Genomic DNA, 11,752 nt, shown 5'->3' on the forward strand with positions numbered 1-11,752 from the left:
CTGAAGACAAAATCACTAAAAAAGCATCATTTTATTTTTTAAAAATTCAACCTTTGCTGAAACGGCTCTGATTAAGGCTGTCATGCAAAGGTCTCGACATAAAGAATGCCGCGCACATATCTGATCACCACCAGTCTGCTCGCTCTGCTCAGTTGTTGCGCTTATGCTTACGCCGATGATGAAGAGGTTACGCCGTACCGCCCCTCGGTATCGAGTCCAGCACAATTACCGTTTCCAGGACAATTAGAACTGGAATTGGGTCTGCTTAGCACCAGGCAAGATGGGACCAGACGAGATAGTTTGCCTTACCAATTAAAGCTGGCGTTTAATCCGCAATGGGGGGTGTTGATCGGCGGTGAAGCCGTGGTTTCATCCTTGGATGATCAGGGTAACCGTGAGCGCGGCTTGGGTGATACCACGTTGGTATTAAAGCGTGCCTTTTTGATGAATGACGATACCGCATTTGGACTGGAGTTTGGCGTCAAAGTCCCTACCGCTAAAAATACGATCGGTAGTGGCAAAACAGATTACAGCGTGAATGGGATTTACAGTAAAGACATCGGCAAACTGCATATAGATGCCAACCTTAATTTTACGCGTTTGGGCTTGGTCGATCCCGGTACTGCCAGTACGCAAACAGGTATTTCAACATCCGCATCACTAGCCGTCACTGAAAAATGGGGTATCACGGCAGAACTCAGCGGCACACGCAGACGCGGCACCGACGACACTGCCCAAGCTTTGGCTGCGTTAACCTACAGCCCGAGTAATAAACTGACGATTGATTTTGGTTTTGCCAAAGGCTTGAATAAGGCATCACCAGATTTGTCTTTATTCACCGGATTGGTTATGCCGCTGGCAAAATTGTGGTGATATTTGAGTTGATAAAGCGTGTCAGTCGACGTGATGAAAATTGCGTTTAACTGAAGTCAATTCTTGTAGGGTGCTAGAGCGAGTTACGCGTACTAATCAATATCAGTTTAAGTTTTATCCATCGGTGCGCATGACGCATCTCACCGGAAATACAAACTAAAGCGGCAGCAGCGCCTAAATTTAGTGATACTGCCTCTTTAGTGTTAATGCTGATGCCCGTGATCGCCATGCACATGACCATGCATAATTTCTTCCGCGGTCGCGGCGCGTACTCCTAATACTTGTAAGCCTACACGTAAGGATTTTCCCGCTAGCGGGTGATTGGCGTCGAGCATGACTTGATCGCCTTTGATTTTAAGTACGGTGTAAATGGTTTCCTCACCCGTGTCAGTATGTCCTTGCATAGACGCACCGACTTTGACGCCGGGAGGGAAATCTTTCTTGGAAATCGTCCGCAGCAAACTCTCGTCACGCAGACCAAATGCATCCTCTGGTGCCAAATCCAGGGTGGCTTTAAATCCGACTTCCTGATCTTGCAAGGCAGCTTCTATTTTCGGCAATAAATTGTCATAACCACCGTGTAAATAAGCGATTGGAGTTTTGCCGTTTTCAATGACTTTGCCGTTGCTCTCGGCGACGGTAAAGCGCAGGGTGACGGCGGTGTCTTTATCAATTTTCATAAAATTTTTAGCGTAAGAATAGAAAGTGCAAGCATATTAACCGAAGTGACTACTTTGATGAAATCAGATCATGTGCAAATGGGGTTTTCCTCGTTAGCATCAGATTTTTGTTTGTCACTGAGATCATTTTATTGCGTCAGCAATGATTGTCGTTCGAAAAATGCCCACACCATTGCGGTGCCATCCGGTGCCATAGGCGATGGACCTAATAATCGCGGACGACGGAAGTAGGGTTGCGGGAGTCCATGCCCACCGCCTTGAATCGCAACCAGCTCCACTTCCACTTTAGTATCGTTACGCCATAAAAACTGTTCGACATTCACACCGTCTGCCGCTGTGCTCAGCTTCGTTACTGGTTTCCCGGTGAGGTGATTGAGGTCGGCAAAATATTGACCGGATTCTTGTGATGAGCGCACATTGCCACCCTTGTAAAATAAGCCCAAGAGGCTGGATTCTCCGCCATTGAACGGAACCAGCGGGTCCTTGGTGCCATTCATGATCATGACTGATGTACCTGAATTACCGGACGCAAGTTGCTGGGCAGGCTGACATTTAAAATTCTCGGGTGACGGTACGTTTGCGGATACAGCTGCAATCGCGCGAAACCGGGACGGTGCCTCAAGCGCAAGGCGAATCGACATAAAACCACCAGACGAAACACCAGTTGCAAACACGCGGTCTGGGTTGACATGAATCTCTGTGATCAGTTTACCAGCCAGTGCGCTTAAAAAGCCAACGTCGTCTACCTCGCGCCCGTTTGCGTTGAAGTCACCAACTTTGCTGCAGTCATTCCAGTCAAAACTATAAGAATTAGGGTAGACGATTGCGAAGCCATGTTGGTCGGCGAGACGCTCATATCCATATCCGGTATCAATCCGAATTTGCGCGCCGTCTTCACCTGATCCGTGCATCACCATCACCAGCGGCGCTCCTTTTGCCAGCCCTTGCGGTACGTAGGTCAAGTAAGTACGCTTTAGTCCGCCCACTTCGATGGACGCCTTAGCCAGTGTGCCGGACAGCTTTGGAAGTTCTGGTTCAGGTGAGTAAATGAAGTAGCCAAATAGCAGACCAGCTATCGTTATCAAGGTAATCAAACCCAAAAGACAAAAACTAAGAAAACGTAAAACACTTTTCATTAAAAAACCTTGGTAATAGAACGATTGCTGGATGAAGTGGTGCTGACGTGGCGCTAATGTGAGCACGAACACTAACACGATCAATCGAGCTTAGATGCTACCGAATGTACCGGGTTAGTGCTTTGATAGTCTTGTGTTGTTATTAATTCCTATGTTCAGACATCTTGTCAGAAATCTACATGGTTAATCCATTGCGGCGGAAAACTGCTCATCAAATAAATCGATTGACACAATATCTAATAAATTGGAAAATAAATCCATTATGAAGGAAATTAACCAAGATAATTAATCCACCCAAACCATGCAAGACCAAAAAACTATTCAGCAGCCTGACATCAACCAGCGCATTGCAAACCGACTGAGCAGCCTGCGGGCTGAGCGCGGTATGTCGCTCGATGTACTGGCGACCAAGTCGAACGTCAGTCGTTCTATGATCTCTTTGATTGAGCGCGGAGAGAGCAGTCCGACAGCGGTAGTCCTGGATAAATTGTCGTTTGGTCTGGGTGTCACGCTAGCCTCGTTTTTTGAAGAGCCGCAGCCAGATGCTAATCCACTAGTAAGGCGCGAGGAGCAATTACTGTGGATAGATCCACAGTCAGGTTATCGTCGCCGGAATATTTCACCGCCGCATTTCCGTTCGTCTATCCAGTTGGTTGAGGTGGAGTTTCCTGCCGGTGCGAGAGTGTCTTATGCAGCGGGTTTGCGTGAAGTCGGAATTCATCAGCAGATCTGGGTACTGGATGGCTCGCTGGAAATTATTTTGGGTGATGTGCACCATCATCTGGAGAGCGGCGATTGTCTAGCGATGGATGAGAACAATGCGATTGTGTATCAAAACTCTAGCAAGCATCCGGTACGTTACGTCGTTGCGATTAACACCGCATCACTTTAAACATGGCGCATTTCGAATAAAGATCAAATAAGGATGAATCAGAATTTATCTGATTTTTTCACTAGATTACTTCATCGTTATAAATGCCTCAGGAGTCTCTGATGTCCTTAGATTATTCATCTTCAAACCATACGTCCTCAGACTATTCAATTCAACTGTTACAGGCGCTCGATGATCGTGCCGATATTGCGGCACTTTGCGATGTTCTGATGGACTGTGTTGATGGTGGAGCATCGGTGAGTTTTATGCAGCCTTTATCTCGAGCTAAGTCGGAGGCGTTCTGGCAAGGTGTTGCTGCCAGCGTGGCGCGTCAGGAGCGACTTTTGCTAGTTGCCAGAGACTTCTCTGGTGCCATTGTCGGTACGGTACAAGCTATATTGAGTCAACCTGAGAACCAGCCACATCGCGCCGATATTTCTAAGCTACTGGTACATCGTCGGGCGCGTGCAGTTGGACTTGGTGCTGCGCTGATGCAGGCGGCAGAACAAGCAGCACATGCCGCGGGGAAGACGCTGCTGGTATTGGATACCGCAACTGGCGGTGGTGCGGAATCTTTATATGAGCGGCTTGGCTGGCAACTGTGCGGGCGTATTCCTGACTATGCCTTATGGCCGCAAGGTGGCCTGTGCTCGACTACGATTTATTTCAAATCGATTTAACCAACATCTAAATCAATACTCTTTATGATTACTATCAATATGGAATCGCCAGATCAGGCAGACGTGCTGGCTTTGATTGCTGAGTTGGACGCATATCAACATAGTCTGTACCCGGCAGAAAGCGTGTATTCGCTTGACCTGACCGCGCTCTCCGCACAGCAACTCATGTGTGCTGTTGCCCGTGATTCGGAGCAGCGCGCGGTCGCCTGTGGTGCGCTTGTTCTTGCATCAGAATATGCTGAGATCAAGCGCGTGTATGTGCATCCCGATCGGCGCGGGCAGGGTTTGGCGAAACAATTACTGAATTTGCTCGAAGCCGCAGCCCGTAAAGTAGAATACCGGAAAGTGATGCTGGAAACCGGCCCGCTTCAGACCGATGCATTACGTCTTTATACGCAGGCTGGCTATGTGGTGTGTGGTCGGTTTGGCGGTTATCGCGACGATCCTTTGAGCGTATTTATGAGCAAGAATCTCGTTCACTGAGAATAACAAAAAGGGAGGGCGGACAGCAATTCAAGAAACGATTTATGAGCATGCATATCCATTACGGTAGGCCATACGCACTGCTTTACTCTTTCTTTAAACGGCTATCCTAAAGATCGAATTATTCCTGCGGCAATTCGTGAATAATTAGACCTGTATGCGGTGCCGGTGGTTGTAACCAGGATTTGTGGTGCAGAGCCCGTTGTGCATCATGTAGACCCGCTTGCCAGCGGTTTTGTATTGTCTCTGTACTGAAGTCAATATCTTTAAAATACTGATCGTGTTCTTGCGCCTTCATCACCAGATGCACGACATTGATTGTGTGATCGCAGCCCAGTTTCATCAGGGCTTGTATTTCCGGTTTTTTACGTTCCGTCGGAGAAAGTTTTTCAGATAAACCACGTATCGCTTTTTGCAGATTTTGTAGTTGGCGGCGTGTCGCTAATTGTTCTTTTGAACGACTGGCGTATTGAATATTTTTGTACCGTGCCAAAGCTTCTGCCATCGTCTTAGGCGCTGCTTCACTAGGGTCCCAAAGATCTACCATAAAGCAGAGTGCGTCGCGTTGTAGTGCGCCATCAAGCAAAACCTCTAGCGGTGTGTTGGAGTAAATGCCGCCGTCCCAATACATTTTTCCGTCGATTTCTACCGGTGGAAAACCCGGCGGCAGCGCGCCGCTTGCCATGATGTGTTCAGGTCCGATTTTTTGCTTCTTGCTATCGAAGGTCGTCATCTGACCGCCAGTAATTTCTACCGCACAGATACTGATACGTATGGGACTTTTATTCAGATAGTGAAAATCGATATATTTCTCTAGCGTCTTTTTGAGAGGCGACGTGTCATAAAAACTGTTTTGGCCTATGTCTACGGCGGCATTCATATCCCAGCCAGCGCCAACCCGTGGTTTAAAAAATCCGGGAACACCATTGGTTAAAGTGCTCATCGTCTCATTAGAGCTGGTCCAGCTGCTCCAGGTATTAGCGATACCCCATTGTTGCAAGAAAGGTGTGAATACCGACCAGGGTTGGTTAGACGCCAGAGGCGGTGCCAGACTTTCCCAAAAGGCCCGCAATTGTTGAACCCGCTTCTCCGGCGGATTGCCGGCAATCAGCGCGCAATTGATCGCGCCGATAGAAGTGCCAATCAGCCAGTCGAGCTGAATATCATTTTGATGAAGCTGCTCAAAAACACCCGCTTGGTAGGCGCCTAAAGCACCGCCGCCTTGGAGAATCAGAACGTTTTCTTGTGTAGTCATGGCAATTGGGAGTTTTTGTTGCGATGCAGTGATATTACCTGTAATGCTCATTTTTTGCGGCGCTTGTAGCGAGAAATTACAAATTAAAACGAGGGGTACTTGCTCTTTCAAGCTTAACAGTTTCTTTACATTTCACGTACGTTCAACACAAAACAACAAGCCCACCAAATTGGCGGGCTTGTTATGGGCTGCTTTTGCAGAAGTGGTTGACTGAAACTAATCAAATAGTCATCTGACGTAAAAACTTGAGGTAAAAACTTGAGGTAAAAACCTAAGCGGCCACGTTCAACAGCATTTCATTGAGACGTTTTACAAAACTGCTTGGATCTGCCAGTGATCCGCCCTCTGCCAGCATTGCCTGATCAAACAGGATATTGGCCCAGTCGTCAAACTTCTTCTCTTCGTACTTTAAACGTTGTACTAACGGATGATCTGGATTGACTTCAAGAATCGGTTTTGATTCCGGTGCAGCCTGGCCTGCTGCTTTCAGCATGCGCATCAAGTTGCCGGATAACTCGTTGTCGTCCGCTACCAGACAAGCAGGGGAGTCGGTCAGACGGAAAGTCACGCGTACATCTTTGGCTTTATCTGCCAGCGCGGTTTTCATCTTCTCGACCAGATCCTTGAACTGCGTTTCGGTCTCTTCGTGCTGTTTTTTCTCGGCTTCATCTTCTAGCGTGCCGAGGTTCAGGTCGCCTTTAGCAACGGAGACTAATTCTTTACCTTCAAAATCACTTAAGAAGGACAGCATCCATTCATCAACGCGGTCAGTCAGCAATAGAACTTCCACACCCTTTTTACGGAAAATTTCTAAATGAGGACTGTTTTTCGCAGCGCCGTAATTGTCGGCAGTAACGTAGTAAATCTTTTCCTGACCGTCTTTAACGCGACTCAGATAATCAGCTAAAGATACTGTCTGTGCATCACTGTCGTTGTGGGTAGACGCAAAACGTAACAGTTTAGCGATACGTTCTTTGTTGCCCGCATCTTCGCCTATACCTTCTTTGAGTACCTGACCAAACTCGGTCCAGAAGCTAGCGTATTTATCTTTCTTCGCTTGTGAATCATCATCACCTTCGGCATTTGCCAAATCTTCCAGCATGCCTAATACGCGCTTGGTCGATCCTTCACGAATAGCTTTGATGTCACGACTTTCCTGCAAAATTTCACGCGAGACATTCAGTGGCAAATCATTGGAGTCAATCACACCTTTAACAAAGCGCAGGTAGACCGGCATCAACTGCTCGGCATCGTCCATGATGAAGACGCGTTTGACATATAGCTTGATACCGCCGCGTTTGTTGCGGTCCCACATGTCGAACGGTGCACGGGCAGGGATGTACAGCAATTGCGTGTATTCGCTGCGACCCTCAACACGGTTATGCGTGTGGGTCAGCGGGGCGCTGTAATCGTGTGAAATATGTTTATAGAACTCATCATATTGCTCAGGCGTGATGTCGCTCTTGATGCGTGCCCACAAAGCGCTGGCCTGATTGATTGTCTCTAGTTCGTCTTTAGTGACTTGTTCTTTTTTCTCTTCGTCCCACTCTTCTTTTTGCATCAAGATCGGCAAAGAGATATGGTCGGAGTAAGTACGGATTACCGACTTTAATTTCCATGAAGAGAGAAAATCATCTTCACCCTCACGTAGATGCAAAGTGATTGAGGTACCGCGATCGGCTTTAGTAATATCTTCTACGCTGAAGTCCCCAGCGCCTTCAGATTCCCAGCGTACGCCAGCGTCGGCGGCAGTGCCAGCACGACGTGATTCAACCGTGATTTTGTCCGCAACGATAAAGCCAGAGTAGAAACCCACACCAAATTGGCCAATCATGGCGGCATCTTTTTGCTGGTCGCCAGACAGTTTGCCAAAGAATTCTTTCGTGCCTGACTTGGCAATGGTACCTAGATGCGCAATGGCTTCTTCGCGTGTCATACCGATGCCGTTGTCGGCGATGGTGATGGTGCGTGCAGCTTTATCGAAGCTGACTTTGATCTTGAGCTCAGGATCACTTTCATACAAGGCGGCATTGTTGATCGCCTCAAAACGCAGCTTGTCGGCAGCATCAGATGCGTTAGAGATCAATTCGCGCAAGAAAATTTCCTTGTTGGAATACAGCGAGTGGATCATCAATTGCAGCAGTTGTTTGACTTCGGCTTGGAAGCCCATTGTTTGTTTTTGGTCGGACATAATTCCCTCTTACTATTTTTTATGAGTTTAGGACTTTACAAAATTACCATGGCGACCTCATACAGCATCGCCTGACGATCTGCTCATACCGATTTTGTCAGAGCGATTTTGTGCAAGTCCCGACTTGATGAAATCCATAAAGATTTTGCTTGGCAGTTATGCGGCTAAGTTGGGATATTTCAAGATGTTGATTACGGCTAATTTATATACTGGGTAGTAGTACAAGATAAATTAGCCTTATTGTCCAATTATTATATGGACAATTAAAAATACTCCCCATTTTTTTAATTATTGTTATAGCTAAGCGAGTTGGAGAGTTTAGGTGGAAAAGACAAAAATAGATGCTGAACGTGGGATGTCGTGGCTTTTGTTTAAAACCGGAGTTCCAGTTTTTCATATGGTTTAATCTGCGACCATATTGCGTTTAGCTCCACTGCTTGCTGGAATAAGGCGTGTGCCAAACTCTCCACCGGTACTGCTGGCGCCTCAATATTGCGTGCCTCAGCCGCAGTTTGCAGCCCATAAGCAAACGCGTCGTGATCAAAATTGCCGCTCCAGAGTTGTGTCTGCAATGCCTCAACAATCGCCTCGGCTTGCACTGCGCCCCGTTCAATATCGCGGCGCTGAGTATCGTGGGTCAGCTCCATGACAAACTGTGCATCGGCACCTTGTGCCACCAGACTTAAAAAACCGTCACTGAGTTTCAGCCCGCTTTCAACCACAAAATGCACCAGATCATGTGGCAGCACACCTTGGCGCGGCATCTCGATTTCACTAACAGAGCTATCTTGCCGGATGAACCTTAGCAAATCCGATTTTTCCGAGGGCGGGCGCTTGGTCGCAATAAGAAGCATGGTCATATCGAAATTAATCCGTTCGTAGCGCTCTCACCAGAACGGTGATGGTGAAAACCCTAGCATCAGTCAATTGAATCAACTACTTAATTATACTGACGAGCGGTCAACTGCCGTTTCTAGGTTTTATCTTCATCCCATCTGCTTTATCTTCCACTTCATACCCCAAGACATGCAAGGCTGCGCGCAGCCGGTCCGCTTCTACCCAGTTCTTTGTAGTGCGGGCAATTTGACGTTGCTCTGCCAGCGTAGTTACCTCGGTGGGTATGGTGAGTATCGCTGGCCTCCACTCCGCCAATCCCAATCCTAAGACTAGATCAAATTGATCGAGAGTCGCTTTTTTATCTGCGTCGTTCAAATCCGATTTGAGAACTTCCCACATCACGACCAGTGCTTTGGGGAGATTCAGGTCTTGATTGATTTCAGTCTGGAAGCGGGTCACATAATTGCTATCCGCCGCGCCACCTTCAGGTAATGCAAAGTAAGTATCGCGCAATCTGCCCAATGCTGTTTGAGCTGCCTCCAATGCATCCCAGCTAAAATTCATCTGGCTGCGATAGTGTGCTGACAAGCATAAAAATCGATATGCCAGCGGATCAATCTCCTGGTCAATCAGAGTTTGCAGACGCAAAAAATCGCCGCTGGATTTAGACATTTTTCCGGCATCGATTTGCAAAAAATAGCCATGCATCCAGTAGTTAGCAAGTCGGGTGCCGTGGCAGGCTTGATTCTGCGCGATCTCGTTGCTGTGATGAATCGCGATGTGATCTTCTCCGCCGCAATGGATGTCAAACCACGGTTCCAGATATTTGCAGGCCATCGCAGAACATTCAATGTGCCAGCCTGGAAAACCACGTCCCCAAGGGCTATCCCATTCCATTTGGCGCTGTTCATTTGCCGGACTGAATTTCCATAGCGCGAAATCGGTGGGGTGTTTTTTCTCACCCAGTTCAACACGGATTCCCGCCTCAATACCATCTCGATTGAGTCGTGCCAGGTAGCCGTAATCATCTTGTTTGGATGTGTCAAAATATACGCCGTCGCTGGTGGTGTAGGTGTAGCCTTTTTGTTCTATGGTGGCGATAAAGTCGATTTGCTCAGCGATATGATCAGTTGCCTTGCACCAGATTGTAGGGGGCAGCATATTCAGGCTGAGCAAGTCGGCTTTGAACGCGCTAGTAAATTTTTCCGCAATGTCCCAGGCAGATTCTCCCGCTTTGCGGCTGCCTTTTTCCATTTTATCTTCGCCATCATCCGCATCGGATACCAGATGACCAACGTCAGTAATATTGATGACATGACGAACCTGGTGACCGTTAAATTCTAAGGTGCGACGCAAAATATCCTCAAACAAATAAGTGCGTAAATTACCGATATGCGCGTAGTCGTACACGGTAGGGCCGCAGCAATATAGGCCAACCCAATCCTGGCGCAGTGGAGTAAATTGGCGAAGCTGACGCTCCCAGTTGTCATAGAGATAGAGATGCATAGTGAGTATAAAAATCGAAAATAAACAGTAGACGTACACCGTGATTGCTACCGCTAAAAAAAACGGTGAATTTTTGGAGTGGTTGTGACTAGATCAGGATCAACAGCGACAACAAAGCTTGTCACTGCATATGTGTGTACACGACAAGCTGAGTGCGACAAACAACCGGCGCGCTGTTGTGGATGCGCAGATGGAAGTAGCGGCGTTTGTCATGGTATTGAATGTGGCTTGCACGGATAGCTTTGAGTGATCGATAAAAATGAAATGGCAAGCAGAGTAAAACTAAGACATGAATTTATCACACAATTTGGTTGCGTTGATGTGAGTGGACGGCTCGTACTGACTGCTGAGCTAATAAACAACGCTGTTGCAAGATTTTAAGACCGACCCAAATAAGCCAAAAACATATCCACCGCAGCTTCTACGATTTGCACTTGAGCAGCCTTATCTAAAGGCGCTTGCCCCATGGTGATTTGCGGCCAGAATGCGAAGGTTTTTAATTGACCTTGTAGCAAGTGGGCTGCAAATGCCGGATCGGCCGGTTTGAGTTTGCCATCGGCTTGCGCTGCTCTGATCCAGCCTGTGACGCCTTCTTCTTTTTCCCCCAGTTTGGCGACCATCTCTTGTGCGCGGTCTGGCGCGTGGATGGTGGCGGCAATAGCGACACGTGCCAACGCGATAAAGTGCTCATCGTTGAGCATCTGCATTTTTTCTTGCATCAAGTCGATTAGCTGATCACGCAAGGGGATGTTGGTGCGATAAACCACCTCGCGCTGGCTGGCGCTGTTTTGCCATAGCTGTAATAAGATAGCGGCGAACAGATCATCTTTGCTGGGAAAATGGTTATACACCGTGCGCTTAGAAACCTCGGCGCTGGCGGCGATTTTATCCATGCTGGTGGCTTCAAAACCGTGAGTTCGGAATTCGATAATAGCGGCTTGCAAGATCGCTTCGCGCTTGCGGTCGGTAAGGCGTTTTGGACTTGGCATGGCGGTAATGTGGCGTTGAGGTCAAATTGTGGCAAAAAGAGAATTAAATTATTTTACACTAGGTAGTTTACTTTTTAAGAATTTAAAACTACACTGTGTAGTGTAATTATTTGGTATGCGTAGGGTTTTGCCGATAATTTCGGTTCGATTTAATGGTTTGAGACCTTTGCATGACAGCCTTAATCAGAGCCGTTTCAGCAAAGGTTGAATTTTTAAAAAATAAAATGATGCTTTTTTAGTGATTTTGTCTT

The 11,752-nt window shown here is 47.4% G+C and carries 12 protein-coding genes; 5 read left to right on the forward strand and 7 right to left on the reverse strand.

Features of this window, described 5'->3' with window-relative positions:
- Positions 1–105: 105 nt before the first annotated feature.
- Positions 106–873 (forward strand): transporter, encoded by a 768-nt coding sequence (locus AAKU61_RS20755; protein ID WP_354335341.1) that lies wholly within the window; start codon positions 106–108, stop codon positions 871–873.
- 203 nt (positions 874–1,076) lie between these two features.
- Here AAKU61_RS20755 and AAKU61_RS20760 read toward each other — a convergent pair whose 3' ends face one another.
- Positions 1,077–1,553: an FKBP-type peptidyl-prolyl cis-trans isomerase gene (locus tag AAKU61_RS20760; protein WP_354335343.1), complete on the reverse strand. Its 477-nt coding sequence runs from the start codon at positions 1,551–1,553 to the stop codon at positions 1,077–1,079.
- A gap of 128 nt (positions 1,554–1,681) precedes the next feature.
- On the reverse strand, positions 1,682–2,767 hold the full coding sequence (locus AAKU61_RS20765) for an extracellular catalytic domain type 1 short-chain-length polyhydroxyalkanoate depolymerase (RefSeq protein ID WP_354335345.1): 1,086 nt from the start codon (positions 2,765–2,767) through the stop codon (positions 1,682–1,684).
- A 223-nt stretch (positions 2,768–2,990) separates the two neighbouring features.
- Between AAKU61_RS20765 and AAKU61_RS20770 the strand changes: the two genes are divergently transcribed.
- From AAKU61_RS20770 to AAKU61_RS20780, 3 genes are all read left to right on the forward strand, one after another.
- Positions 2,991–3,581, forward strand: a complete 591-nt coding sequence (locus AAKU61_RS20770; RefSeq protein ID WP_354335347.1) for a helix-turn-helix domain-containing protein — start codon at positions 2,991–2,993, stop codon at positions 3,579–3,581.
- Between the two features lie 101 nt (positions 3,582–3,682).
- Positions 3,683–4,240, forward strand: a complete 558-nt coding sequence (locus AAKU61_RS20775) for a GNAT family N-acetyltransferase (RefSeq protein ID WP_354335349.1) — start codon at positions 3,683–3,685, stop codon at positions 4,238–4,240.
- A gap of 24 nt (positions 4,241–4,264) precedes the next feature.
- Positions 4,265–4,723 (forward strand): GNAT family N-acetyltransferase, encoded by a 459-nt coding sequence (locus AAKU61_RS20780; protein WP_354335351.1) that lies wholly within the window; start codon positions 4,265–4,267, stop codon positions 4,721–4,723.
- Positions 4,724–4,844: 121 nt separating this feature from the next.
- Here AAKU61_RS20780 and AAKU61_RS20785 read toward each other — a convergent pair whose 3' ends face one another.
- The 4 genes from AAKU61_RS20785 to cysS form a co-directional block, all read right to left on the reverse strand.
- Positions 4,845–6,029 carry a patatin-like phospholipase family protein gene (locus AAKU61_RS20785; protein ID WP_354335353.1) on the reverse strand — a complete coding sequence of 395 codons (1,185 nt, stop codon included), beginning with the start codon at positions 6,027–6,029 and terminating at the stop codon, positions 4,845–4,847.
- Between the two features lie 220 nt (positions 6,030–6,249).
- On the reverse strand, positions 6,250–8,169 hold the full coding sequence (gene htpG / locus AAKU61_RS20790) for a molecular chaperone HtpG (protein WP_354335354.1): 1,920 nt from the start codon (positions 8,167–8,169) through the stop codon (positions 6,250–6,252).
- Positions 8,170–8,540: 371 nt separating this feature from the next.
- Positions 8,541–9,029: a hypothetical protein gene (locus AAKU61_RS20795; protein ID WP_354335356.1), complete on the reverse strand. Its 489-nt coding sequence runs from the start codon at positions 9,027–9,029 to the stop codon at positions 8,541–8,543.
- A gap of 100 nt (positions 9,030–9,129) precedes the next feature.
- Complete coding sequence (cysS, locus tag AAKU61_RS20800; protein WP_354335358.1) at positions 9,130–10,512, reverse strand: cysteine--tRNA ligase; 1,383 nt, start codon at positions 10,510–10,512, stop codon at positions 9,130–9,132.
- A 118-nt stretch (positions 10,513–10,630) separates the two neighbouring features.
- Here cysS and AAKU61_RS20805 point away from each other — a divergent pair, with 118 nt between their 5' ends.
- A complete protein-coding gene (locus tag AAKU61_RS20805) occupies positions 10,631–10,762 on the forward strand; it encodes a hypothetical protein (RefSeq protein ID WP_354335360.1) in 132 nt (43 codons plus the stop codon).
- A 127-nt stretch (positions 10,763–10,889) separates the two neighbouring features.
- Here the strand turns inward: AAKU61_RS20805 and AAKU61_RS20810 are convergent, their stop codons facing one another.
- Positions 10,890–11,501 (reverse strand): TetR/AcrR family transcriptional regulator, encoded by a 612-nt coding sequence (locus AAKU61_RS20810; RefSeq protein WP_354335362.1) that lies wholly within the window; start codon positions 11,499–11,501, stop codon positions 10,890–10,892.
- Positions 11,502–11,752 lie beyond the last annotated feature (251 nt).

The organism is Undibacterium sp. GrIS 1.2, from assembly GCF_040544435.1.
In the GTDB taxonomy this organism is placed as follows: Bacteria; Pseudomonadota; Gammaproteobacteria; order Burkholderiales; family Burkholderiaceae_D; genus Undibacterium.